General features: G+C 53.9%; 21 protein-coding genes and 1 riboswitch. Of the genes, 4 read left to right on the top strand and 17 right to left on the bottom strand.

Going from position 1 to position 23,951, the window contains the following annotated elements; translation table 11 throughout:
• Positions 1–27: 27 nt before the first annotated feature.
• The 3 genes from fabD to ectB are packed head-to-tail and all read right to left on the bottom strand — an operon-like array spanning position 28 to position 3,342.
• Positions 28–1,245 (bottom strand): ACP S-malonyltransferase, encoded by a 1,218-nt coding sequence (fabD, locus tag PCH01S_RS06440; RefSeq protein ID WP_042227814.1) that lies wholly within the window; start codon positions 1,243–1,245, stop codon positions 28–30.
• Positions 1,246–1,259: 14 nt separating this feature from the next.
• Positions 1,260–1,982: a thioesterase II family protein gene (locus PCH01S_RS06445; RefSeq protein ID WP_042227816.1), complete on the bottom strand. Its 723-nt coding sequence runs from the start codon at positions 1,980–1,982 to the stop codon at positions 1,260–1,262.
• 58 nt (positions 1,983–2,040) lie between these two features.
• Complete coding sequence (ectB, locus tag PCH01S_RS06450) at positions 2,041–3,342, bottom strand: diaminobutyrate--2-oxoglutarate transaminase (protein WP_042227818.1); 1,302 nt, start codon at positions 3,340–3,342, stop codon at positions 2,041–2,043.
• Between the two features lie 498 nt (positions 3,343–3,840).
• Here ectB and PCH01S_RS06455 point away from each other — a divergent pair, with 498 nt between their 5' ends.
• The 3 genes from PCH01S_RS06455 to PCH01S_RS06465 all read left to right on the top strand — a co-directional run bounded on the left by PCH01S_RS06455 (position 3,841) and on the right by PCH01S_RS06465 (position 6,686).
• The gene (locus tag PCH01S_RS06455; RefSeq protein ID WP_084706547.1) at positions 3,841–4,692 is read left to right on the top strand and encodes an ABC transporter ATP-binding protein; all 852 of its coding nucleotides are present in this window, start codon (positions 3,841–3,843) and stop codon (positions 4,690–4,692) included.
• A gap of 16 nt (positions 4,693–4,708) precedes the next feature.
• Positions 4,709–6,349 carry a hypothetical protein gene (locus PCH01S_RS06460; RefSeq protein ID WP_042227820.1) on the top strand — a complete coding sequence of 547 codons (1,641 nt, stop codon included), beginning with the start codon at positions 4,709–4,711 and terminating at the stop codon, positions 6,347–6,349.
• A gap of 97 nt (positions 6,350–6,446) precedes the next feature.
• Positions 6,447–6,686, top strand: coding sequence for a hypothetical protein (locus PCH01S_RS06465; protein ID WP_042227822.1), 240 nt, complete (start codon positions 6,447–6,449; stop codon positions 6,684–6,686).
• Between the two features lie 61 nt (positions 6,687–6,747).
• Here PCH01S_RS06465 and PCH01S_RS06470 read toward each other — a convergent pair whose 3' ends face one another.
• The 3 genes from PCH01S_RS06470 to PCH01S_RS06480 form a co-directional block, all read right to left on the bottom strand.
• Complete coding sequence (locus tag PCH01S_RS06470) at positions 6,748–8,394, bottom strand: alpha/beta hydrolase family protein (protein ID WP_084706548.1); 1,647 nt, start codon at positions 8,392–8,394, stop codon at positions 6,748–6,750.
• A 178-nt stretch (positions 8,395–8,572) separates the two neighbouring features.
• On the bottom strand, positions 8,573–9,550 hold the full coding sequence (locus tag PCH01S_RS06475) for a GNAT family N-acetyltransferase (RefSeq protein WP_042227826.1): 978 nt from the start codon (positions 9,548–9,550) through the stop codon (positions 8,573–8,575).
• Between the two features lie 170 nt (positions 9,551–9,720).
• Positions 9,721–10,473: an SDR family NAD(P)-dependent oxidoreductase gene (locus PCH01S_RS06480; protein ID WP_042227828.1), complete on the bottom strand. Its 753-nt coding sequence runs from the start codon at positions 10,471–10,473 to the stop codon at positions 9,721–9,723.
• Positions 10,474–10,635: 162 nt separating this feature from the next.
• Here PCH01S_RS06480 and PCH01S_RS06485 point away from each other — a divergent pair, with 162 nt between their 5' ends.
• Positions 10,636–11,529 carry a LysR family transcriptional regulator gene (locus PCH01S_RS06485; RefSeq protein WP_042227829.1) on the top strand — a complete coding sequence of 298 codons (894 nt, stop codon included), beginning with the start codon at positions 10,636–10,638 and terminating at the stop codon, positions 11,527–11,529.
• A gap of 144 nt (positions 11,530–11,673) precedes the next feature.
• Here PCH01S_RS06485 and PCH01S_RS06490 read toward each other — a convergent pair whose 3' ends face one another.
• The 11 genes from PCH01S_RS06490 to PCH01S_RS06540 form a co-directional block, all read right to left on the bottom strand.
• On the bottom strand, positions 11,674–12,918 hold the full coding sequence (locus PCH01S_RS06490) for an MFS transporter (protein WP_042227831.1): 1,245 nt from the start codon (positions 12,916–12,918) through the stop codon (positions 11,674–11,676).
• A gap of 305 nt (positions 12,919–13,223) precedes the next feature.
• Entirely contained in the window at positions 13,224–13,517 is a 294-nt protein-coding gene (locus tag PCH01S_RS06495; protein WP_042227833.1) for a KGG domain-containing protein, read from the bottom strand.
• A gap of 240 nt (positions 13,518–13,757) precedes the next feature.
• Complete coding sequence (locus tag PCH01S_RS06500; protein ID WP_042227835.1) at positions 13,758–14,444, bottom strand: response regulator transcription factor; 687 nt, start codon at positions 14,442–14,444, stop codon at positions 13,758–13,760.
• On the bottom strand, positions 14,441–15,919 hold the full coding sequence (locus tag PCH01S_RS06505; RefSeq protein WP_042227837.1) for a sensor histidine kinase: 1,479 nt from the start codon (positions 15,917–15,919) through the stop codon (positions 14,441–14,443). Before PCH01S_RS06505 ends, PCH01S_RS06500 begins: the two co-directional genes overlap by 4 nt.
• A 14-nt stretch (positions 15,920–15,933) precedes the next feature.
• Entirely contained in the window at positions 15,934–16,680 is a 747-nt protein-coding gene (locus PCH01S_RS06510; RefSeq protein WP_042227839.1) for an ABC transporter permease, read from the bottom strand.
• Positions 16,673–17,410: an ABC transporter ATP-binding protein gene (locus PCH01S_RS06515; protein WP_042227841.1), complete on the bottom strand. Its 738-nt coding sequence runs from the start codon at positions 17,408–17,410 to the stop codon at positions 16,673–16,675. The genes PCH01S_RS06510 and PCH01S_RS06515 overlap by 8 nt, the downstream gene beginning before the upstream one ends.
• An 89-nt stretch (positions 17,411–17,499) precedes the next feature.
• Complete coding sequence (locus PCH01S_RS06520) at positions 17,500–18,417, bottom strand: hypothetical protein (RefSeq protein ID WP_042227843.1); 918 nt, start codon at positions 18,415–18,417, stop codon at positions 17,500–17,502.
• Between the two features lie 225 nt (positions 18,418–18,642).
• Entirely contained in the window at positions 18,643–19,650 is a 1,008-nt protein-coding gene (locus tag PCH01S_RS06525; RefSeq protein WP_042228840.1) for an ABC transporter substrate-binding protein, read from the bottom strand.
• Positions 19,651–19,655: 5 nt separating this feature from the next.
• Positions 19,656–20,462 (bottom strand): ABC transporter ATP-binding protein, encoded by an 807-nt coding sequence (locus PCH01S_RS06530; protein ID WP_042227845.1) that lies wholly within the window; start codon positions 20,460–20,462, stop codon positions 19,656–19,658.
• Positions 20,459–21,631, bottom strand: a complete 1,173-nt coding sequence (locus PCH01S_RS06535) for a FecCD family ABC transporter permease (RefSeq protein ID WP_042227847.1) — start codon at positions 21,629–21,631, stop codon at positions 20,459–20,461. Before PCH01S_RS06535 ends, PCH01S_RS06530 begins: the two co-directional genes overlap by 4 nt.
• A 98-nt stretch (positions 21,632–21,729) precedes the next feature.
• Positions 21,730–21,931: riboswitch (cobalamin riboswitch) on the bottom strand.
• Between the two features lie 102 nt (positions 21,932–22,033).
• Positions 22,034–23,950 carry an ATP-dependent DNA helicase gene (locus PCH01S_RS06540; RefSeq protein WP_042227848.1) on the bottom strand — a complete coding sequence of 639 codons (1,917 nt, stop codon included), beginning with the start codon at positions 23,948–23,950 and terminating at the stop codon, positions 22,034–22,036.
• Position 23,951: the final 1 nt, after the last annotated feature.

A 23,951-nucleotide genomic window follows, 5' to 3' on the forward strand; every position in this document is an offset into this window, starting at 1 on the left:
GTTCATCCCTCCGCAGTTATCCCCTTGTCACAAGCTTTTTGTAAAAGAGTCCGTAAACAACCGGCGAATCGTCTCGTCTTGTTCCTTCTCGGATATCTTCTTAGTCCGAAGCACTTGCCGGACGCTTTCCTGTACATCTTGCCTCAGACCATAGGCATCCCGGACGGAACCGTTCATTTCCGTGTATGAACTCAGCATTTCACGCACGCGTCTGACAGGCTCAAGCACTCCCTGCGCATACTCTTCCTCGTTCCAGTTCGCATTGGGCGCCGAAACCGCGGCAGAGAATCCTGCCTCGATAAACTGCCGGACCGGAAACAAGTCCGCCAAACTCTCCGCATCCGCTTCCCGGTCGTAAGCGTAAGGCCGGATCTGCCCTGAGCTATCCCGGGTCAAGTTTTTCAGAACCGTTCTCGGACCCAGTTCAACGGCCAGTTCAACGCCTTCTTCCGCTAAAAACCGAACGGTTTGCAACCACTTCACCGGTGTGGTCATCTGATCGACAAGCCCCCGGCGGATAGCCGCAGCATCCGGATAAGGAAGCGCCGTGGTATTGGAAATGACCGCCCAGCGGCCCTCCTTGAATGTGACCTTGTTCAGCGCTTCTTCCAGGCTTTCCGCTGCGGGCTGCATAAGCACGCTGTGAAACGGTCCGCTGACCGCGAGCCGGGTCACTTCGATGCCGAGCCGCTCCAGTTCCTCCGCGGCGCTTGCCACTGCGTTCCGGTGGCCGGAAACGACCAATTGGCTGCCGGAATTGTACCCGGCAATGGCCGCCGGCTGCCCGTCGGAAGAATGCCTGCGGCACAGCTCCTCCAGCATAAGCTGATCGGACGTGCGGACAGCGATCATGGAGCCGAGGCCGGCTTCCGCCGCCTCCTCCATAAACTTGCCCCGCTGGATGACCAGTCCGAGCGCCTCCGCAAATGTGAGGACGCCGCTGCTCACGAGCGCGGAGTATTCACCAAGGCTGTGCCCGGCCGAGTATCGGGGTTCGATCCCGATCTCGTGCAGGTATACCCGGCTTGCCAAAACGCTTACCGTCAGCAGCGCCGGCTGTGTAAAAGACGTTCTGGAGAGCTGGGCGGCGCTTCCTTCGAAACATAAAGATTTCATATCGTAGCCGGCCAGATCACTTGCTTCTTCGAACAATGCTTTCGCCCCGTCGTAACGGGCGTACCAGGCGGCCCCCATGCCGACATACTGGGAACCCTGCCCGGGAAATAACCAGGCGGTAGTAACCATGCCCCGCTCCTTTCTTACGCGTACAAAGATGAGTAACGGATTCCCAGGGAAGCGTGCAGGATATCCACGATTTCTTTCTGGAAGTCATTGATAAAAAAATGCCCGCCGTCAAACGAATGAGCCGTAAAAGCGCCCGTCGTATGACGCCTCCAGTCGAGCACATCCGTTTCCCGCATCGTATCCCGCTTCCCTGCCAATACCGTCATGGCGCAGTCCAGCTTCTCCGCTTTCTCGGCGTAAGCGTATGTTTCGACAAGCCGGAAATCCGCCCGGAGAAGAGGTAAAAACAAATTCATTAGTTCTGAATTTTCAAATAATTGAGGAGGGGTTCCCCCCAAATCCGCAATTTTCGTTTTGAACAATTCCGGCTCCATCCCGTGCAAAGGAGGCTCTGTGCGCTGTATATGAGGAGCCATCCTGGCAGCCGCAAAAAAATGCAGCGGGTTTTGTCCGTGCTTCTCCCTAATGCGGTGGATGAGTTCAAAGGCAATCAGGCTGCCCATGCTGTAACCGAAAAAAGCAGCCTGACCTTTGTCGAGATAAGGTTCCACTACGGGCAGAAGATCATTTACGGCCTCGTCCACATTTTCGTAGAAAGACTCGTTAATGCGCCTTCCCCGGCCCGCCAGTTCCAGCGGCACCAGCTCAATGCCGGAATCCAGCAAGGGCTTCCACCTTGTGTAAATCACCGACGACCCGCCCGCATAGGGCAGACAAAACAAGAATATCTTTTTCATCCTGTCACCTGCCCCATTCGTAACCATTTTGTAAAAGCTTGCGGAAGGCGGTTAAAAATCAAACCGGCTCAAGCGTCGCTTCCTTGCGGGCGGAAAGTCCCGCCTGCTCGAAATAAGCGGCAAGCGCTTCTTTGACGATCTTGCAGCCCTGCTCCAGCAGCTCGGAATCAATCGTCAGGGCAGGCATCAGTTTCACGACTGTATCATTTCTTCCGGACCGTTCGATAATGAGACCCTGGTCGTAGCAGCGGGACGCCACGAATTTGGCTGCCTGCTCGCCGCCTTCCAATCCGCCCAGATCGATTCCCCAGATCAGGCCGAGTCCGCGGACTGTGATGGCCGGGTGCAGGGGAACGATTTCTTTTTGCAGATAGTCGCTGACCCATGCTTCCTTCTCTTTCACCGATTCCTCCAGGTTCGAAGAAATTCTGAACTCCAGCGCCGCCGTCGCACCGACGAAAGCAAGCTGGTTTCCGCGGAACGTACCGTTATGTTCGCCCGGTTGCCATACATCCAGCTCCGGCTTCAGGAGAAGAAGCGACATCGGGAGACCATAACCGCTGATCGATTTCGACAGCACGACAAGATCCGGCCGAATTCCCGCCCGTTCGAACGAGAAGAAAGATCCCGTACGTCCGCAGCCGACCTGGATATCGTCGACGATAAGCAGAATGTCATGCTCTTTGCACAGAGCGCTCAACCGCTGCAGCCACTCCGCCGGAGCCACGATTACGCCGCCTTCGGCCTGAACGGTTTCAAGAATGACGGCAGCCGGCTTCTCGATACCGCTGTTCGCGTCCGTAAGCACATTCTCCATATAGCCGATCGTGTCGAAAGACTCATTGAACCCGTAAGGATATGGCATGAACGTCACGTTGTGCAGCGGAGCGCCTGCGCCCCCGCGGTTGTACAAATTACCCGTTGCGGCCAGGGCGCCGTAAGACATGCCGTGAAAACCGCCGCTGAACGAAAAGATGCCTGTCCGTTTCTTCGCCTTTCTCGCCAGCTTCAGTGCCGCTTCGACCGCATTTGTGCCTGTAGGCCCACAGAACATCAGTTTGTAGTCCAGCCCTTTCGGCGCCAGAATCAGTTCGTTGAACGTTTCGATAAAAGTCCGCTTGGCCGTCGTGTACATATCCAGACCGTGAACTACCGCATCGGACCCGATATATTCCAGCAATTTCCCTTTGATAAAATCGGGATTATGCCCGTAATTCAAAGCCCCCGCTCCAGCGAAAAAGTCGAGAAAGCATTTGCCTTCTTCCGTAAACATCATGGAATTTTTAGCCGTGCGGAACACATCTCCAAATACCCTGCTGTAGGATCTTACATTTGACTCCAAAAGTTCGAACGAATTCATCATTTCATCCTCCATCTGTGTTTTTTTGCAGGACAAATAACCGCTGATAAAGCAGCATTTTAAAAAAATGCTCGAGGTCAGCTTCAATCCGAAAAGCTATTCAGGCAGTTCATGATGAGGGCAGAGCTTGTTCCAGTAATGTGGGCTGGGTTCTTGAGGTGTCCTTAGTCCAAACGCCCGACTAAACGCGAGACTAACGAATCATCTGAGGAGTTCTTGGAGGTCTAAAGTAGCAAAAGAAAGTCGAATTTACCAATTCTTTCATAAATTATGATAGAGTAGGTTTACAAATGTTGTCAATGCATTTTCAAATAATAAAAAATTGAAATTATTGTTACTTATTTTGTCTTTTAATTATTTAATTTTAAATTATAATTTTTTGGTAAATATGGTTTTTAGTTATAGACATTTCCATATTTCCTGTGTATACTTTTTCTTGATATCTTGGTTATTTTGCTAATATTTGTTAGATTTGAGGTGGCCGACATCCTACTTTCAATGAGCAATATCGGTAAGCAGTACCAGGAAAATGTATGGGGGCTCCGCCATGTCGATTTGCAGGTACAGCCCGGCATTCTAGGCCTACTGGGTCCTAACGGAGCCGGGAAATCTACTTTAATGCGGCTATTAGCCACCATTTCGGAGCCTTCCGAGGGCACCATTACGTGGAACGGAGTCGGCATTCGTGAAAATCCCGAAGAAATTCGCCGTATTCTCGGCTATCTTCCGCAAGATTTCGGCGTCTATCCGCATCTCAGCGCCCATGAATTTTTGAACTATATGGCGGCGGTAAAGGGAATAAGCGGCAAGGCCGCGGAGAAACGCATCGACGAACTCCTCGGACTGCTGCATTTGTATGACGTGCGCAAGAGAAGAATCGGCAGCTTCTCGGGCGGCATGAAACAGCGAATCGGCATCGCTCAGGCCCTTCTTAACGATCCCAAGCTGCTTATTATCGACGAACCCACAATCGGGCTGGATCCCGCCGAGCGCCTATCGTTCCGCAATCTGCTGACCGACCTGTCAGGTGAACGTCTTATTATTTTCTCCACTCACATCGTATCGGACATTGAAGCGACGGCGGACAGAATCGCCATCCTCTCCAAAGGCCGGCTCATCAGCGACTCCAATCCCGGGGAGCTTCTGCGGCATGTACAGGGAAAAGTATGGAACGTGGTCATACCCGAAAGCCAGCTCCAGGAAGCCCGCGCCAAGTGGCTCATCAGCGCAACCGTCCGTCGCGAAGACGGGCTCCTGCTCCGCGTGGTGTCGGAGACTCCGCCAAACGAGCAGGCGACAGCGGTTCATGCGGGAATTGAAGACGCCTACCTCTATTTGAGCGCAGGATAAGGAGGCGTGACGCGTGATGAACGCATGGAACATTACTTATCAGGTAGCCCTGGCGGATTTTCTGGAAAGAACACGGCGGTTCAGTTTTCTCGTTACGCTCGGTTTAACGATTCTAGCAGCTTATCTGTTCGTGCCTCCCTCGGATGCCGGATACGTTACGCTGTATTTCGAAGAATTCCGGGGGATCTATAACTCGGCTTGGGTGGGCGGAACAACGGCGGTTTCGACCTCCTTGTTTTTATCCTTCTTCGGCTTCTTTCTGGTCCGAAACGGCATCGAGCGCGATAAAAGAACCCGTGTGGGCCAGATCATCGAAGGCTCCTCGCTGAAAAAATCCCATTATCTGCTCGGAAAAGCACTCAGCAATTTTCTGGTTTTGGCGGTGATTGCCGCCGTTGTCATTCCCGTCGCGATCTGTATGCAGTGGGTCCGGGGCGAAGACTACACGCTTCACCTGGGTGCTTATTTGGCCCCGTATCTGTTTGTTGTAATTCCTGCCCTGGCGGTTGTTTCAGCCATGGCCGTCCTGTTCGAAACCCGTCCGGTGCTCAGGAGTCCGTTCGGCATCGTGCTATATCTGCTTTTGTTTACCGGCGTTACGATGTCCACGCTGTATTCGGGCATGGGAAACGACGTCATCACCAAGGCGATGCGCGAAAAGCTGCTGCTCACTCACGCCGATTATGAAGGTACATACGGGCAAGGAATTCTATTCCTGGAAAGTCCGCTTAAGCTATTCGTCTGGGACGGCATAAGCTGGACCTGGGACGTTGTGATCAAACAAGCGGCTCTGCTGCTTGTCGCGGTCCTGATCTGCCTGCTGGCCTCCCGCCTTTTCCGCGGCTTCAAGGAAAGCCCGGTCGTCGTCCAAGGGCCCAATGCCGGCACCGCCGCCGGTCAAACCGTACCGGCCCGTTCCCGCGGCGGCAGAGCGCCAGCCCCGGAGCAGGCGAAAAAAACGCCGGCGGAACCCGCTGCGGCGAAAAGTCCCGCCCTTGCATCGGCAGCCGGGCTGACGCCTGTGCGGGTGAACAACCGGTTTCTCCCCCTCGTCGGAGCGGAGTTCCGGCTTCAGTTCGCCGCTTTTCCACCCGGCTGGTATGTTGTGGCGGTGATTCTCGGTCTTCTGTGCCTGTTCCTTCCCTTTACGACGGCACTGAGATGGATTTGGCCGCTTGCCTGGATCTGGCCGATTTCACTCTGGTCTTCGATGGGCAATCGCGAATACCAGTACGGCACACTGTCCGTCCTCGCTTCGTCACCCGGCTATGTCAGAAGACAAATCCCTGCCGTGTGGCTGTCCGGTTTCCTGGCCGTGCTCCTTACAGGGAGCGGGATGCTCATCCGTTTTATCGTAACGGGCGATGTGGTCCATCTGATTTACGCTGTCGCGGCGGCGTTTTTCGTACCGAGTTTTGCCCTTGCTTTGGGCATATGGACGGAGTCCAAACGCCCCTTTGAACTTATTTACATGCTCCTGTGGTTCCTGGGTCCTTTCAACCAACTGTATTATGCGGATTTTATGGGCACCGCAGTACCCGCCGGCTCCGCCAACCATCTTACTTCCGCTTCCCTGCTTATTATTGGCGTTCTTTTGGCGGCATCGGTTCTGCTTGTTTTGGCGACGTATTCAAAACGGAAATTAAAGGTTAAATAAAATTGTTAACCTCACCCATATTTTGAAGGGGTATCCTTTTGGAGGTCGTCTAAGGGTTAAGAAAATAAAAAGAAGTAAGTGAAGGAGGCGTTTGAAAATGGCCGCATATATTTTCCGGTTTTTAAAGCCGTTTGTTCTGCTGGGAGTCATTCTTGGGGTTATCGTGTTTATTTTGAACGTGCTGGGTCTGGAAATTCCAATGGTCGTCGGAACTACGACCTACCGCGGTACAGAGGCTGCCATCATGGAGCTGATCGGAATTCCGGTCGCCCTCGTACTGTTGGGTACTATCATCGGGTCAATCGCTTATATGTCCAACAACAGCCAAAAATACTAGACACCGCCTCTCAAAGTTGGTGGCAAAAAAAAGCCTGGGAACCAGGCTTTTTTTGTTTGTTTTATTTTGGGACCGACGCGCTGCCGTTGATCCAAGCCGCGATATCTGCGATAACGGTCTCCGGTACACTCGCGGGAATTTTGTAATTCCCAATGCCGTTCTCCAATTTGCCTTCCGTAAACAAATGCGTCAACTTCGGGTACGTTTTATAAGTCACGGCCGGGTTCCCCGCGTATACTTCCTTCCACCCCTTCAGGCTCGCCAGCGGCACCTGGAAATCTTCTTCTCCCTGCAGTACCAGCATAGCGGCGCTGCGGAGTTTGGCTTCATCGGCCGGTGAATAACCGCGGATATCGTGCCACCAGTAAGGATTCGGCGGCAGCTCGAAAGCGGCTGGAGGCGACTTTGGATCGAATGAATCGGCCTTCACCAGCTCCAATTGCTTACGGTAATAGGCCAGCTGTTCTTTCGGAATCATCCCGCCGAGTTCTTCGTGCTCGTAAGAATCGATCTCCGTATAGCGAGGATCGGCTCCAGCCAGCACCACAGCTCCTTTGATAAGCGAGTCCGTGTCCTTTGCCAGCAGCCGCGGTATCATCCAGCCCCCTCGGCTGTGGCCTGCCGCGTATATTCGGCCGGGGTCGACGTCCGGATCTACACGGGCCGCCTTGACCGCCTCAAGTACCGGTTCCACGAACTCGTCTCCGATCGTATAATGACTGTTAAGCTGCGCGAAATGCTCCCGGGTCGTTTTGTCCATCCGGAGTGTCGCTACCTGGTCGTTTGCCAATCCGACGGCGAGATCCCGGAACGGCTTTTGGGCGAACACCGTGCTGTCCCGGTCCAGTTCCCCGTCGCCCTGCAAGAGAATCACCAGCGGAAACGGACCCTTTCCGGCCGGAACGGTTAAGGTGCCTTCCACGGCATGATCGCCGGTCCCGATAACCATTCTGCGCTCCTTATAAGCGTCGGGCTTGTCGTACGAAGGCCGCTGGTACCCTTCAAAAGCCATTCCGGCATAAAAATCGTCCACGCAGCCGTCTTTGTCGAACCGGATCTCCAGATCAAAATTCATCTTCGGGCTTTCAGAGGTGAGGATGACAGTCCGGTGGACTGCGTTGCTCTCGATCCGTTCTCGGGTGATCGGAAACTGTGCAAGCTGTTTGACCAGCTGGACCGTCCCTTCCGGAAGTCCGGCTTCCTTGAATGCATCGTTCGTCAGGGCGTCCGTGCCTGCACGGTTGTTTTTTTGAAGCTGCGTCACAAAGGCTCGGGCTCTTGCGGCGAGATCACGGGCGGGAATCTCCAGCTTTCCGCCGCACCAAGCCGCTTCAATGCCAAACGCTTTAACGGCAGTTTCCCGTTTAATATAGGCGGTGCTGTCAAGCAGGATCACTTCATCCGGTGCTAAAGATATGCCTTCCAGGTCGGCCGCCGGCATACCGGATTTCGCAAGAACGAAACTAAGAATATGCTTGTCTTTGGCGGCGGTTACGGTCCGCTTGGCTTCGTCCCAATGAATGGGAATGCCTACCCATTCGCAAAGCGCGCGAAGCGGCAAGTAGTCTTCTCCGGCAGCCGAAGCCTGTGAAGCGAGTGTCTGCGGGATTTTTCCGTCCTGGGAAGCCATGGCGGCTGCAGGCATGCAGCTGCCGATAATGGCGGCTGACAAGAAGATAGTAAGCATACGCGGTGGTTGTGATTTCATCGCTGACTGTACCCCTTTACTGGTATCGTGTTGCTTCCAGTGTAACGGATTCCAGAGGCAGGTCCCATCGATTTCCATGACAAAATACTGGGGGCAGCTTACAAAATTGTAAGCTGCCCTTTTGGGTCACTAAACAGCCAAAAACCTGCCGGATAAAGCCGGCAGGCTGCGAGACGATTTATTCGAGGATTTTAAACATGCGGTAATAGCCCGGGACAGGCACATAACCGAGCTTCCGGTTAATGGCAAGCATCGGCGCATTCTGGGAATCGTTGTTCGTCCGGATATAGCCGTAGCCCCGCTCTTTTGCCAAAGAGATAGACTTGCGTTTGAGCGCGAGAGCGATGCCTTTTCCCCTGTAATCCCCGTCCACACATGTATAGAGATTGTAAACGCTGTTGGTTTGCTTCATTTCATACAGCTCGGCGGCTCCGACCGGTTTGTCTCCGTCCAAAGCGAGCAGAAACAGCGACGGATCGAAGCTTTCCCGTTCCAGATTCTCTTTGCGCCACTGGCTGTACCACATAAATTCTCCCTCGGAGCCGGGAATGTCGGGGTGGGTTTTCCGGTAGAGCTCATAGACCCGCTTCTCCATCTCTTCTCCGGGAACTTGCGCCAGCGTGGTCAGCGTGATCCCTTCCGGCGTGTCTGCCGATCTGCCATCTGTCTCAGCCGCCAACCCGTCTAATTCGATGAGGGATTCAAACTGGTGACGGTCCCTGACAAAACCGCGTCCTGACGCGTAAGCTTGAGAATCCCGATCGTTATCGCGGACTTCGCCTACGATTTTACTGGCTCCGTTTTCGTCCGCATAGGCATCCAGCTTCGCGTAAATTCCGCGTCCTATGCCGTTTTTCCTTTCCGCCGGATCGACGAGGACCTTTTGGTACAACGTACCCGGAGCCGTCCAGGGAGCCCGCCAGGAACAGCCGTAGCCGATAATTTTACCCGATTCGTTTACGGCCACAAGACGCTGACGGTCATGACCGGTCAGTCTTCCGTTCTCGTCACGTGTCAACTCGCCCTTCTGCGGACTCGCGGCATCCTCTTCACGCATGCGCTGTACCGTAATCGGCTCGGAATAAAATGTGCTAAGCAAAACGGCCGTGCCTTCGTAGTCTTCAGGTATACACATGTTTCGGATCGTAATAACCATACCATTTCTCCTTAATGACTATTTTCCCAAATCATACCACGGCCATCGGCAAAAAAACGGGTGAATTTGATTTTACATAAAGTTTACTTAGGATGGGGGATTTCATAAAAAAAGCCTCTCTTCCGGATGAAGAGAGACTTTTTGCCTGATGGTACGGGGAGGCAATTTTCTTATTTAAACGAGGCGTACCCTTGGTCGACCATGACTACGCTGCCGTTAATGGCATCCGCTTCTTCCAGCGAAAGCAGGTAGACGGAGTTTGCTACCGTTTCCGGCTTCGTCAGCTCGCCGCCCATCACTTTCGCTTTCATGCTTTCGAGCATGCCGTTATCTTTGAAGCCTTGGATGATCGGTGTATCCACCGCGCCCGGCGCTATCGCAATGACACGGATGCCGTGAGGAGCAAGCTCGAGTGCCGCCGATTTCGACATCATGATAACGGCGCCTTTGGTCGCATGGTAGGCGAAGGTTCCGGGAGAAGCGAGGAAACCGAAAACCGAAGCGGTATTGATGATCACACCTTTGATGCCGAGCTCTTTCATCTTGTTCCCAGCGGCCATAATACCGTACGCGACCCCGTGCTGATTGACCGCGATCGTTTTGTGATACAAATCCATATTTTGAGTCAAAACGGGTCCGGCACCGCCGATTCCCGCATTGTTGAACATCACGTCGATACGGCCGAACTTGGCAACCGCTTCATCCACGAGAGCTTGTACGCTTTCTTGACTGGAAACATCGACTTTGACAAAAATCGCCTCTCCGCCTTCTTTTTTTATGTGCTCTACGGTTTCCATACCGGCCGCTTCATTGAAGTCCGCTACGACGACCCGGTCGCCTTTGCGGGCAAATTTTAAACAAGTTTGACGGCCGATACCGCTTGCGCCGCCTGTGATTACTGCTACACGTTGAGTGGTTGTCATATAAATTCCGCCTCCAAAAAAATCTTGTCTGGTATATATGTCGGTGGTGTGCGCTTTGTCACACGTTGACCTTGATTAGATCGTATCATATACTCAAGATTAATTATATTTCATATTAATTAACTAACCTTAACTTAAAGTTAATATCAAGGAGTCGTTAAAATGAATCTGGAACAGCTGGAATTCATCGTAGAGGTAGCCCGGGCGGGAACGTTGACCCAGGCTGCGCAAAATAAACATATGACAGTTGCGGGAATCAGCCGTTCGATATCTTTCCTGGAGAAAGAACTCGGCGTACGCATCTTCATCCGGTCGCGTACTGGGGCGGTTCCGACACCGGAGGGGCAAATGATTCTCGGTAAAGCGTCGGCCATTCTAAGTCAGGTCCATCAGCTGCAAGCGGAGGCGAACAGCTACGGAAAGCTGCAAAACGCGAGGCTCCGCGTGGCCACGATCCCGGGTCCTGTCTCTCTGCTCGTCGATACGCTGACGGAACTTAAAAAAGATTTTCCCGGCATCCGGCTGGAAATGATCGAGAAAGGCACCAAAGAAATTATCGACGATGTGCGCCATAACCGCGTCGATATCGGATTTGTTTTGTTCCCGGATACGATTCTGGAAAACGCGTGCCTGCATGCCGAACCGCTTGTCGAAGGGCGCATGGTCGTCGGCGTGAGCCGGCATTCCGCATTGGCCGCGGCAAAATCACTTTCGCTGAACCAGTTGGCCGCTCATCAGCTTGTGCTTTACCATGACGAGTATATTGCCCGCTTTATCGCCACGCTCGGCGATTCTGTGAACGTTCTGTTCACGAGCAACAATATCGACGCGATCATCAAAGCGGTCCGGGAGGGAATCGCCGTCACTCTCGGAACGGATTACACGTTTTACGGGAACCCGGATTACGAAAACGGCGATATTGTGATGGTTGACGCGGAGCTTCCGGGCGAGCAGCCCTCGTACCTTTGGTGCGTACATCCCAAAGAACAGCCCTACTCCCAAGCCGCCCATCTGTTCGTCAGTCGGCTCAAAATGCAGCTTAAAAGACGGCGGTAGGATCCCCGTACCCCGTACGATAAGAGACTTCCTGTTCAGCAGGACCATTCGCAAAGAGAATCAATCTTTCTTGAGGAAGTTCCGACTTTTCCGAGTAAAAAAAGACCTATGTCTATAGACATAGGTCTTTCGGTGTATTTCGGTTTACTGCCGTTTGCGAAGAACGCGTCCGAACACGAACAGAATGGGCAGCAGCAGGACCGCCGCGGTCGTAAGCGACGCCCGGACGGACAGCCGGTTGCCGATCCAGCCTACGAACGGACCGCCCGCGGTTTGGCCGAGCGCATCGGATTGGCTCATCATAGATAGCACCGTCGCCCTCGCCCGGCTCTCAATGTTGAGATTGAGCCAAGTTTCGAAAAGCGGGGCGCTCACCGTACCGATGACTCCTACGGCGAGAAGGGAGACCAGAGCCCAGCCGAAATTCGGCGAGAAGGCAAACGACAGAACGGCTGCGATTCGCAGCGCCGTCAGCACGAACATGCTTTTGAACACGATGCGTTCATCCGTCGTATCCAGCCGCTTCTCGGCGATCCACATCGCGAGCATGCTCAGCAGAATCGTCAGGACGGAGATGAGCCCGAACCAGAGGGCGGCGGATATGGGCAGTTCGGCCGGAAACTTGATTTCCTTCAAAAGATGCGCTTCCCACAGCCGGTCGTAGCCTTCGGATGCCGCCCCGCTGAATACGGTCACAGCCAACATCATCAGCAGGATGGGCCGGGAGGAAATCTCTCGGGCACCGGTGAGCCAGGTAGACTTGAGTTCCGTCCAAGGTCCGCTTCCCGGCGGCCTCTCTTGACGGACGAACTTGGTCTCCTTCATGTGCAGGAGAAGGTAAACCCCCAATACGGCATACAAGAGGCCGCCTGCCAGAAACGGCAAGTTCGCAGCCAGCGTAGAAAGTCCCACGCTGATTCCGATTCCGAACAAAGCCGCAGTCAGCGTCCACCTTTTCGCACGCATAAAGACCGGTCCCGCATGCTCTTCACCGACTTCGTCGACGAACCAGGCGGTATCCGCGCCGCTGAGGAACGTTTCTCCGAATCCGCGGATAGCCTCGGAAATAAGCACCCAGACAAACAACGAGATAACGGGCACGACCGCACCCGCCCCTATCACGCTGCCTTCCAGGAAAAAGCTGCCGCTCATCACGAACATCCCGAGGATGACCGATTTCCTGCGGCCGTACGTATCCGCCACTACCCCGGTAATTCCTTCGAACAGGAGCACAGTCAGCTCCAGAACGGTTCCGACGAGCAGGAGCTGCAGCGGTGTCAGGCCCAGTGTCTGGATAAAATACACCGCATACGTTGTAAACATGACACTGTTGGCCAGTGCCAAGCCGAATTTTAATCTTAAATAAACTTGTGACGCGTGTACATTCATGAATAAGTCCGCCTTTCAGGCAGACGGCACGTCACGTTTTGTATCCACTTATCCGCTCATCGGCAAGCTTATCGCACGTGCCGTCTTCCCCACTTTTTGGTTTGTTCTTTTCTGCTCGGGGTTTCATTTGAGCTTTGTTGCATGAACGACACCTCCTGAATAGATTGTGTTCTATTTTATAGGGCATTTAACCAAAAGTAAGGCTAAAGTTTGATTATAATTAAAAAAGCCCGCCGGATTTAGGCGGACTTTTTCCATAGCTTATATGATAAGGGGCGCTGCGTGTCCGATTGTCTACGGTTCGTTTAGTTGCGATCACGCTGGCGGGCTCTTGCTTCGCCGCCTTTGCGACCGGCTTCTTCACGGCTCATTTTGCCATCGCCGCCGCTGCTACCGTTGTTTCCGTTGTTGCCGCGTGCTTCGCCGCCTTTTTGACCGATCTCCTGGTAGAAATCTTTGTCATGATTGCGGGAAGTGGCTTCGCCGCCCTTTTGACCGATTTCCTGATAAAAGTCTTTATCATGATTTTTTGAGGTTGTTTCTCCACCCATACGTCCTGCTTCTTCACGGCTCATTTTGTTGTCGTCATTACGTGCCATTTTGAATCACTCCTTACAGGTATTGAATTTTTTTGGCATTGTGGCGTTGCCTATGTCTTATTTACCCTCGGTCAATTTTTTGAAACAAGGTTTCTGTTTTCGACCGCACGGTGTTTCACCGGAACAAACATTTTCCCGGCAAACCAGCCGTAAAAGGAATAGTTGCCAATCCGCCGACTTTCTCCGAAAAGCAAAAAAGCAGGCCCGCAACCGCCTCCTGCTCCAATTTGCCCCGATATTCTATAAGCGGAAGCGATAGCCCGCGCCCCATACGGTTTCGATATACTCAGAATTCGAAGAGTCCAGCTCGATTTTCTCCCGCAGCTTTCGGATATGGACCGTAACCGTCTGAGAATCGCCGAGCGAATTCATGCCCCACAATTTCTCGAAAAGATGATCCTTGCTGAACACCCGGTTGGGATTGCGCGCGAGAAACCAGAGCAGATCGAATTCCTTCGTCGTCAGCGTAATTTCACTGCCGCGCAGAAAAACCCGGCGGGAATCGAGCTGGATGACAAGCTCCCGAATGGACACTTCCTCCTTGCTTTTAAGGGGACCGATCAGCCGCTCGTAACGGGACAAATGCGCCTTCACACGCGCGACGAGTTCGGCGGGTTTGAAAGGCTTGGTGATGTAATCGTCGGCCCCGAGGCCCAAACCCCGGATAATGTCGATGTCTTCTTTTTTAGCCGTGACCATCAGGATCGGAATGTCCTTTTCTTCCCGGATTTTCCTGCACACCTCAAACCCGCCGATGCGGGGAATCATGAGATCCAGGAGGATCAGATCGTAATTTCCGGTCAAGGCGAGACGCAGTCCGTTCTCCCCGTCCTCCGCGATATCGACTCCGAACCCGTGAACCTCCAGGTAATCTCTTTGCAGCTCGGCTATCAGACGCTCGTCTTCCACGATCAATATGGATTTCATACGGAATCACTCTCTTTATTCGTTCGGATCGGAAGCACGATCGTAATGCAGCTGCCCTCGTCCGGAAGGCTGCTTGCCCGGATCGTGCCCCCGTGGCCGTCGATAATCTGCTTGGAAATGGCAAGGCCCAGGCCACTGCCTCCGGTATCGCTGTTGCGCGACGGATCGGCCCGGTAAAATCGCTCGAAGATATGCGGAAGAGATTCGGGATCGATGCCCCGTCCGTTATCGGATAGTTCGATCCGGACCTCCTCTCCGGTTCCCAGAACCTTCAGCCCGATCTGTTTATCGGGTTTATTCATATATTTGACGCTGTTGTCGACGATGTTTACGAAAACACGCTTGATTTTATCCCGGTCTATCGCCAGCTCCGTGTGCGGTTTCAGCCTGATATCGGCCGAGTACCGGATGCCTTGTTTACCGAGCTCGAACTCCAGCTCCGAAGATAAATCTTCGATAAACGCATACAGATCGACTCTCTCGAAATTGAACGGAACACGATTTAAATCGAGTTTGGAGTATAAAAACAGCTCGTCGATCAGGTGATCCATCTCCTCCGCTTTGGTGGTAATGATGCCGATGTATTTCTCCCGTTTCTCCTCGGTATCCGCAATTCCGTCCCCGAGCCCTTCAACGTACCCCCGTATGGCCGTTAGCGGAGTCCGGATATCGTGAGAAATATTCGAAATGAGCTCTTTTCGGTTTTCTTCATATTGCAGCTGCGTCTGGATGGACGCTTTAAGCTTCATCCTCATCTGCTCGAAGGCCGCGCTGAGCTCCCCGATTTCATCCCTGCCCGAAGGCACGACCCGGGAATCGAGATCGCCGGCCTCTATCCGTTTCATGGCGGCTTTCAGCGTATTCAGCGGTTTAATGATGCTTCTGGAAACGAAATAAGTCAGCAGCGTATGCGTAAGAATGAGAATGACGATTAAAGCGATAAACAAGATCGGGAAAAATTTCCGGGCGAAAGTGACGAACGGGCTTACGGCCGTCACGACGAACAGGCTGCCTTTCTGACCGTCTTCAAAGTTGAAATCCGCATGAACGACTTCGACAAGCTGTTTGCCGATCCGCTCGGATTTGGACATCTTCACGTATCCCGGCTTCTCATATGCCGGCAGGTTCTTAAGAAGCTGCGGATAAGGAAAGGAGGCTGCCGCATAAACAATTTCATCGCCTTTGCGCAGGATCAGATTGGACTGGTTCCGCTGCAGCTCCCCGTCGATTTCCGCCAGGTAGGACGCATCTGTCAAAGCCGCGGGATCAATTTCCGTGGTGCGTTTGATTTCTTTGAGCAGCCGCTCGATGCCGTGATTCTCGAAGCGGCCTTCGCCTTCGCCGTACTGGTCTTTGATCGACTGCAAATCCCCGCGGAACACCACGACGAGAAGCATCGCCGTTATGAGCATCATAACAAGCGGGATAACGAGCATTGCGGCATACGAAAGCAGCAGTTTGAAACGGATAGACATAGGCTTTTCCCCGATCACACTTCTTTTCGATCAAATTTATAATAACCGAAGGCAAAAAACAAGAGGCTGCTGGAAAGCAGAAACAGAGAAGCCGTTATCCGTCTGCCCGCCGGAACCCCGTCATTCAGCCAAAGCAGATGCCAATCCGTGTAAGACACGGGCGAGAACGCCGGGAAAGATTGGACGAAGAAAGGAGCCAGCTTGGCGGCCGCATACAAAGCGATACCGAAGACGACGAATCCGCTGGCGCTTTTGAAAAACTGCGCGGCAAAAACAAATACGGCCGACAGGGCAAGCATGGAGGCAAACGCGGCCGCATACGCTTTGGCGGCTGACAATCCTTCGGCTAAGCCCAAGGGCGTTCCCGTGAACATCGCGCACAGCAGCGTAACCGCAAAGAGCAGCGCCAGCAGGACAGCGACGGCGGTTCCCTGGGCAGCCACCTTCGCGGTGAATATGTGAAAGCGTGTATGGGGACGCAGAAAAGCAAGTTTAAGCGTCCTCGAGGCAACTTCGTGAGGAAACTGGTCGCCCGTAAGCGTCAAAATAAAGAGGGGAATCCACAGCGCCGTGTAGAAACCGAGCATCTGGATCGGAAAAGAGCCGCCGACCGCCAGCAATCCAAGCACAGGCTCGAGCGCCTGTAACGAGACGGCAAACAGAATCGGAAGCAGGATGGAGACCGCCCCGAAGATGCCGGCCTTTTTCCGGTACAACAGCAAATAAAGCTCGTTCACGTAACCCGCTTTCCATCTATGCACCTTGAAGCTCCCCCTTCTCCCGGATTTGTTTCATGTAAAAATCTTCGAGCGTCCCGCCTTCCAGTACCAAACCGGAGACGTCCGCTTCTATCTTCAAACTGCCGCCGGCCAGAACCCCCGCCCGGCTGCAAAGCTGCTCAAGCTCGTGGATCATATGACTGGAAATAAGGAACGAGGTCCCTTCTTCCGCCGACATCCTGCGGATCAGACTTCGGAACATCACCGTTCCCTCGATATCCAGACCGTTCGTAGGTTCATCCAGCAGAACAAGCTTCGGCCTCGGCAGCACAGCGGCCGCCAACGCCAGCTTTTGTTTCATACCCGCCGAGAAGCCTTTGATTTTCTCCTGGCGAACCCCAAGCAATCCGACGGTATCCAGCACCTCCTCCATCCGTTGTTCCGTCACCTGCGGATAAAAGCGTGCGGACTGCCGGAGATACTGCCAGGCCGTCAGAAAATCGGGAAAATCGGCCGATTCGATCATACAGCCGACATTCGCCATCGCCTGCTCGTGATGGAGGCTCCTGTCGACGCCGAACAGGGTAACCGTGCCGCCATCGGCCCGGATCAGCCCCGTGATCAGCTTCAGCAGCGTCGTCTTTCCCGCTCCGTTCGGGCCGAGCAGACCATAGATGTCACCTGCCTCCAGCCGCAGGCTGACCTCTCTTATTCCGCGTCCGCTTCCGCGGTATAGCTTCGTTAAGCTGCTGACCTCCAAAATAGGTTGCATCCGTATCACCTCTTCCTTTTTCGTCCGGCAGCCGGCGGACGACGGTAACCCGCGTCCATCCGCTGCGGACGAAACAATATGCGGCCCGTTTAGCCGTTTTTGCCCTGCCATTTGTTCCGGTGCTTGGACTCTATCGGCTGTACGTTCTTGCCGTTCAGATCCACCGTATCCGGCGTGGTGCTATCGTATCCGGACAAATCCGCCTGAAGATGTACGACAACTTGATGAGTCTTGCCGCCGGCATCCTTGCCGGATACGGTCAGTTCCGCCTCCTGATGCTGAATATAGTTGGAAGGACTGATCGTCGCGTTAACGGCCACCTTCTCCAGGCGAATAGCATCGGTCAGCTCGGGTGCGGCTCCTTTCAGAAAATCATTGCCGAACGGGTTGGCCGCGGTGTCAGCTTTCTTTTTCTCCGGCTCTCCGTGCTCCTTGGCTCCCTGCTTGATGACAATCGGCGCAATCGCCTGAACGACAGCCGGCAGTTGAGCGCCGTCCAGCTCCGCTGATACGCGTTTGCTCCCGTCCTCTTTCACATCGATGGCGACATAATCTTTCAGATTGCCGACCAACGCGTCGACCACGGTTTCCACTTGCTGCGGCATTTCTTTGTCCGCGGAGCCTTTAAAGCGCTTATGCGCTTCGGCCGCCGCATCTTTTACATAATACACATCGCCGCTTCCCGGTTTGAAAATCGCTTGGTCCCCCTGCTTGTAAAATTGAAACGATTGTTTCACGCCGCTCGCAGAAATTTCACCCGAACCGCTTGCCGAGCCGCCTTCCCGGCTCATTTTAAACGTGCCGTTTGCACTCAGGGCCACATTCCCGTTATCCTGCAAAGATCCTGCCGCCTGAACGGTCACACTTTGCACGGTCTTGGTGTTCTTCAACGCGGACTTGTAGGCGTCATACCCTGAAGTTCCCGCCATGGCGCTAATTCCCGTCGTGACCATCATGAGACTGCTGATTCCGATTACGCTTCCCAGCACAAGCCATTTCTTGTTCATCTTCTTCCTCCTGAACCCTTCGTATTTTACTGCCACTGTCATCATAGGCAAAAAAAATAAACCCCTTATGAAACATCTATTAAAACTTTCTTAAATCACTTCTCTGTGACCAATTTCAGCTTAATCGCATAAAAAAAGCCCCTTTCGCAGGGGCTCATTTTATTCCTTCCATCCAGTCAGGCGGCTCTTATCGGCGCTGTTCAAAATCGGATCGGAAAAGAAGGGTTATTTTTTATGTACTTTATCGGGATATAACCCTTCCGCCAGCGTCTGCAGAGCGATCGGGGCGCGGATTCCTTCGGAAGCGGCCGACAGAGGAAGAACGAGCAGCCGCTTGTTCTTAATCGCCGGAATATCGGCCAGCTCCCTTTTACCGAGGAGAAGCTCTTTCTTCTTGTCTACCGGCGTATCGCCGTAATCCATAATGACAATCACGTCCGGGCTGCGGCTGACTACCTCTTCCCAGCTGACTTCGACCCAGCTTTTCTGAATATCGTCGAAAATATTTTTGCCGCCGATCATGTTGATCAAGCTCGTAATGTAGGTGTTGGCCGCCGTAAAAGCTTTGTCTTCACCGTTGTCGTAGATGAACACCTTCTGAGGAGTCCCGACCGTGCCGATTTGCTCTTGAATGTCTTTCAAGCGCTGCTTCATGCCGTCCACAAGCTCATTCGCTTTGGCCTCCACCCTGAAAATGCGGCCGATGTTCAAAATATCCTGGTACACATCCTCTAAGGTCGGAGCGGCTTTATTGGAAGATTCCTGCACATAGGTCTGAATCCCCTGTTTGGCGAGTTCTTCCCGGGTGCCCAGACTTTTCTCCGTAAACGCGCTTTTCCAGCCCGCATAGGCAAAATCCGGAGCGGCCTCCGCGAAAACTTCCTTGGACGGATACGTTTTGGCGAGAACGTGAACTTTCTTGTACGCCTCCTGCAGCTCCGGCAAGATCTGATCGTCCAGGTATGCGGTGCCGGCCATATTTTTCTCCAGGCCAAGCGCAAGCATCACTTCCGTAGCATGCTGATTTAAAGACACGGCCCGTTTGGGCGCTTCCGAAAAATGAAGCTTTTGTCCCATATTATCAAGTTCTACGGCTGCCGCCGGTGTTCCCGCCGACTCCGCAGCCCCTCTCGGTACAAGTTCTTTGGTTGAATCGGCAGCGGAGCAGGCGCTTATAGCGGCCATGCAGACAAGAGCCAGGCATACGAATAAAGAAAGTTTAAGAGATTTCATAAGGTTCAAAAGGATTCCTCCGTCTGTTTTAGTCCTTCGTTATAAAAAGATTCCGGCAAGTATGTAATGACAGGCTTGCCTGTCAGGGCATGCAGGTTCACCTCGGCGTGAACGCCGAATATGTCCCGGAGAACAGCAGGGACGAGAAGCTCCGCAGGCGTTCCTTCCGCCGCAATCCTTCCCTCGCTGATGATGTAGAGACGGTCGCAATAGTAAGCCGCCATATTCAGATCGTGAAGAGCGGCCAGCGTCGTGATCCCCAGCGAGCGGACCAGTTCCATGATCTGGAGCTGGTAGCGGATATCCAGGTGGTTCGTCGGCTCGTCCAGAATCAGAAACTTCGCCTGCTGAGCCAGCGCCCGGGCGATAAGCACCCGCTGCTTCTCTCCGCCGGACAAGGTCGCGAAGCTGCGTTCTCCGAAGTGTCCGAGTCCGACCGTTTCCAAGGCCCGGAGGCATATTCCCCGGTCTGCCTCCGTATCACTTTCGTACCATTTCTTGTGGGGATATCTTCCCATCAGAACCATGTCCGCCACGCTGAAATCGAACTCGACGGAAGATTCCTGGCTGACGACGGCCATCAGCTCGGCCGCTTTTTTGTAAGGCAGATTCAGCAGCTCCCGCTCATCCAAAAACACCTGTCCCGCGTCGGGCTTAAGCTCGCGGTAGACCGTTTTGAGCAGGGTCGATTTCCCGCTCCCGTTCGGGCCGATCAGGCCGATAAACTCGCCTTCGCGAACGTTCAGGGTTACGGAATCGAGTATTTTCTTGGCCCCTATGCTCAGGGAAAGATGATTCGCTTCCATGTTCATTTTGAAGTTCCTCCGAACGCGTATGAGCTTCTGCGGAGCAGCCAGATGAAGAACGGGCCGCCGCATATCGCGGTGACGATGCCGATCGGCAGCTCTTCCGGCGCAAGCGCGAGCCTGGCCAGCACATCGGCCCATATGACGTAGACCGCCCCGAAAAGGACGCTGACCGGAAGCACCTTGCGATGGTCGGAGCCAAGCACCAGCCGGACGATATGAGGAATCATCAGGCCGACAAAACCGATGGAGCCGCTGACGGACACGATCGTTCCCGTGATGAGCGCGGTCACGATCACCAGACAGGTCCGGAACGCGGGCACATTGACCCCCATCGTTCCCGCTGCGCCTTCCCCCACGAGAAGAGCGTTCAACGACCGGTGCTGAAAGAGCAGGAAAAGGATACCGGACACCACGATCAGAGCCGGTGCGGTGAGGTATTCCCACTTCGCGCCGGCCAGGCTGCCCATCAGCCAGTAAACGACGGAGCGGATGCCTTGGGCGTTCGGGGCCATCGTGACGATAAAGCTCGTAAACGCCGACATCATACTCGCAACGGCTGTTCCCGCAAGCAGCAGCCGGGTGGTCGAAATGCGGCCTCCTACCTTGGCGAAGGTAAAGACAAGCGCCATCGCGACGAGGGAGCCGATAAAGGCCGAAACCGGCAGCGCGTAAGCGCCAAGAAACGAGAAGCCGCCGAATAGCAGAACGAGGGTAGCCGCAACCGACGAGCCCGACGATACCCCGAGTATGTAAGGATCGCCGAGCGAATTGCGGATCAGCGCCTGGATCGTCACTCCGACCGCGGACAGGCCCGCTCCTACGACAAGACCGAGCAGGACGCGGGGAAAGCGGATGTTCCAGATAATTTGCTCCTGCGCTTTCGTCCAATCCCGCTCGATCAGGCTGCCGATTCCCGGCATATGAGACAGTGCGATCTTCCAGACCGTGACGGGCTCGATCCGCACGGAACCGAGCATGACGGCTGCCGTTACGGAGATCACAAGGAAAAGCGACAAGCCGCCCAGGAGGAGCGGAAAAGCGGTTAAAGCGCGTGCCTTTCCGTATTTTTTGGCAGATGCGGAGCGTGCGTCCCCGATCTCCCGTACCGATTCTTTATTGCAAACCGACTGCAAGTCCTCACCTCGATCCTTGATATATTTAGGACTGACCATGCAAAAAAGCGCCTCCCCCTTCGTTTGCAGACAAAGGGAAAGACGCTCGTAATTTCAGTACGGAACGCATCTAACACCTCCCTATCTCCCGTAGGTTGATCGTGTTACGGATACAGGCAGGTCTCCTGGCTATCAGCGTCATCATCGGCAGCAGTCTTCCCGGTACGGATACCAGTGACTATGGTTGCTGCGACTCTTCTGTTACAGTGGCGGGACCGCGCCGGCATTGCACCGGACTTCCCTATTAAGCTGTACCGCGGCAAAATCTCTGCGGCAAGCACCTGTACCGAGTTATTCAATTCATCGTCCGGCCGTATTTTACACGAAATACGGAATGTGAACCGGAAGCATCTTGTCTATCATAGCGGATACGACAGAAATCGGCAACATCTTCCATCCCGCTTAATCCGGCAGCAGGCCCCGGATTTGCTCTCTGATTGCGGGATTGTCCAAATCAAGACCGAGAACGGACACCATGCCCCGGTCGTCGCGTGACCGGATTAACCGCCCGATGCCCTGCCTCAGTCGGAGCAGCATGTACGGCATGTCCACGTCTTCGTACGGCTGAGCCGAATCTTTCCGCTTGGCCGCAAAGACGGGATCGTTCGGAGGAAACGGAAGCTCCCAGACGATAACATGGGACAAGGAGGGCCCCGGAATATCTAATCCTTCCCACAGCGTTACCGCACAGAGGACGCTTTCCTCGTCGTTTTGAAACGACGAGATGAGGTGACTGATTTCCGCCGAGCCTTCAAACAAAAACCGGTAATCGGCAGATTCGGGATACAGCGCCAAGCTCCCTCTGAAAGTTCCCAGCGCCTCGCGGGACGGGAACAGAATAAGCGCACGTCCTTCGGATTGCTTGAGCAGTTCCAGAACACGACCGGTCTTATCCTCCTCCGGCTTGTCAGGATACAGGTTCGCCTTCATCTGGGTGCTGTAATCGTAAGGCGAAGGAACGGAGAACGAAAGGAAGCTCTCGATACCGAGGCTGCCCGCCATGTAGTCAAAAGAACCGTTGACGGATAAGGTCGCCGATGAGAACACGACCGGCATTTTTTTCGAGAACACGCGGTCTCTTAAAATCTCCTTGACCATTTTCGGCATGATGACCAGGGTGATGCCGTCGGAATCCTCCGTAACCCATGAAATGAGCTGGCCGGGCTTATCGAACAAGCTCAAAGCAAGCTGAATCATTTCCAGATGCTCCTCGACGATTTTGAGCTGGTAATCATCCAGTGTGGACAGTCCGCTCTCGAATACGAGCTCTTCCTCGATCACGTCGATCAGCTGCCGGAACCGGCTTACTTCCCGTTTCAACTCTTCGCTCCAGGCGAATTCTTTCCGGTCCGAGGCCGGGACGGAATAGCTGCTCTCATCCAGCACGCGGAACAGCGTTTCACTCTGGACGATGGCTTCCTCGATGGCCAGGGCCAGCGTTTCTCTGATCTCGCCTTCCAGAAGCCGGATGACGATGCTTTCGAACACCGCATGCTTCAATTTGTACGTGAGCGCGTTCTGAGCGGCCGTTTCAAGCAGATGCCCTTCGTCGAAAACAACGGAGCTGTGCTCCGGCAGCAGAGGAAGCTGGCCTTCCCGCTTTCGGGCCTCGTAGGTCCAGACATGTTCCATGTAGAAATCATGGGAACAAATAATCAAGTCGGCGGACTTGCGGTAATGCTCGCGCGACAACGTCTGGCCGCAGCGATGCCGCTGGCTGCAGACGAGGCAGTCCTGGAACACGTCCCAGCCGATTCGTTCCCACTGCTCGTCCGTCAGCTCAGGGTACTCCTTACGGTTGCCGTACGGATAGAAGGACTGGAGCGTGTCCGGATAGTGGACGAACGAAGGAAGGCCGTGATAAATCTCGCTGAAGACTTCCTCGTCGTCAGAACCGCCGCCCCGGGTGTCGTCCAGCTTATTCAGGCAAATGTATTGATGCTGCGACTTGCCCATCCGGGCGTCAATCGTCAGATCGAGATGCCGGGCGAGCTTGGCGATATCCCCTTCGGGTTTGACCAACTGCTCGATCAGCGACTCGTCCGCACAAGCGATAATCGCGGGTTTTCTTGTATATCGCGCATACGTAAGAGCGTAGAGCAGATACACCAGCGTTTTCCCGGTTCCCACTCCCGCTTCCGCAAAGATGGTCTGTTTCTCCTGGTAAGCCCTCTCCAATTGAAACGCCATATAAATTTGTTCGTCTCTCACTTCAAAACCGGCTTCCGGCAGAAGCTCGTAAAACACGTCGGCAATCCAGTCGCTTGCCTGCTGAATAAAAGGTTTCGTCGGATCAAATGCAAATGGATAATTTCTCAAT

The sequence above is a fragment of the Paenibacillus chitinolyticus NBRC 15660 genome (assembly GCF_000739915.1).
Classification (GTDB): Bacteria; Bacillota; Bacilli; order Paenibacillales; family NBRC-103111; genus Paenibacillus_F; species Paenibacillus_F chitinolyticus.

Bases quoted from the DNA above. Each gene is read 5' to 3' on its own strand.
- PCH01S_RS06525 (WP_042228840.1), bottom strand. From the start codon at position 19,650: ATGAAATCTCTTAAACTTTCTTTATTCGTATGCCTGGCTCTTGTCTGC.
- PCH01S_RS06500 (WP_042227835.1), bottom strand. From the start codon at position 14,444: ATGAAATCCATATTGATCGTGGAAGACGAGCGTCTGATAGCCGAGCTG.
- PCH01S_RS06490 (WP_042227831.1), bottom strand. From the start codon at position 12,918: ATGAATGTACACGCGTCACAAGTTTATTTAAGATTAAAATTCGGCTTG.
- PCH01S_RS06505 (WP_042227837.1), bottom strand. From the start codon at position 15,919: ATGTCTATCCGTTTCAAACTGCTGCTTTCGTATGCCGCAATGCTCGTT.
- PCH01S_RS06460 (WP_042227820.1), top strand. From the start codon at position 4,709: ATGAACGCATGGAACATTACTTATCAGGTAGCCCTGGCGGATTTTCTG.
- PCH01S_RS06445 (WP_042227816.1), bottom strand. From the start codon at position 1,982: ATGAAAAAGATATTCTTGTTTTGTCTGCCCTATGCGGGCGGGTCGTCG.
- PCH01S_RS06485 (WP_042227829.1), top strand. From the start codon at position 10,636: ATGAATCTGGAACAGCTGGAATTCATCGTAGAGGTAGCCCGGGCGGGA.
- fabD (WP_042227814.1), bottom strand. From the start codon at position 1,245: ATGGTTACTACCGCCTGGTTATTTCCCGGGCAGGGTTCCCAGTATGTC.
- PCH01S_RS06475 (WP_042227826.1), bottom strand. From the start codon at position 9,550: ATGGTTATTACGATCCGAAACATGTGTATACCTGAAGACTACGAAGGC.
- PCH01S_RS06470 (WP_084706548.1), bottom strand. From the start codon at position 8,394: ATGAAATCACAACCACCGCGTATGCTTACTATCTTCTTGTCAGCCGCC.
- PCH01S_RS06535 (WP_042227847.1), bottom strand. From the start codon at position 21,631: ATGGTCAGTCCTAAATATATCAAGGATCGAGGTGAGGACTTGCAGTCG.
- PCH01S_RS06465 (WP_042227822.1), top strand. From the start codon at position 6,447: ATGGCCGCATATATTTTCCGGTTTTTAAAGCCGTTTGTTCTGCTGGGA.
- ectB (WP_042227818.1), bottom strand. From the start codon at position 3,342: ATGAATTCGTTCGAACTTTTGGAGTCAAATGTAAGATCCTACAGCAGG.
- PCH01S_RS06495 (WP_042227833.1), bottom strand. From the start codon at position 13,517: ATGGCACGTAATGACGACAACAAAATGAGCCGTGAAGAAGCAGGACGT.
- PCH01S_RS06520 (WP_042227843.1), bottom strand. From the start codon at position 18,417: ATGAACAAGAAATGGCTTGTGCTGGGAAGCGTAATCGGAATCAGCAGT.
- PCH01S_RS06455 (WP_084706547.1), top strand. From the start codon at position 3,841: ATGAGCAATATCGGTAAGCAGTACCAGGAAAATGTATGGGGGCTCCGC.
- PCH01S_RS06515 (WP_042227841.1), bottom strand. From the start codon at position 17,410: ATGCAACCTATTTTGGAGGTCAGCAGCTTAACGAAGCTATACCGCGGA.
- PCH01S_RS06530 (WP_042227845.1), bottom strand. From the start codon at position 20,462: ATGAACATGGAAGCGAATCATCTTTCCCTGAGCATAGGGGCCAAGAAA.
- PCH01S_RS06480 (WP_042227828.1), bottom strand. From the start codon at position 10,473: ATGACAACCACTCAACGTGTAGCAGTAATCACAGGCGGCGCAAGCGGT.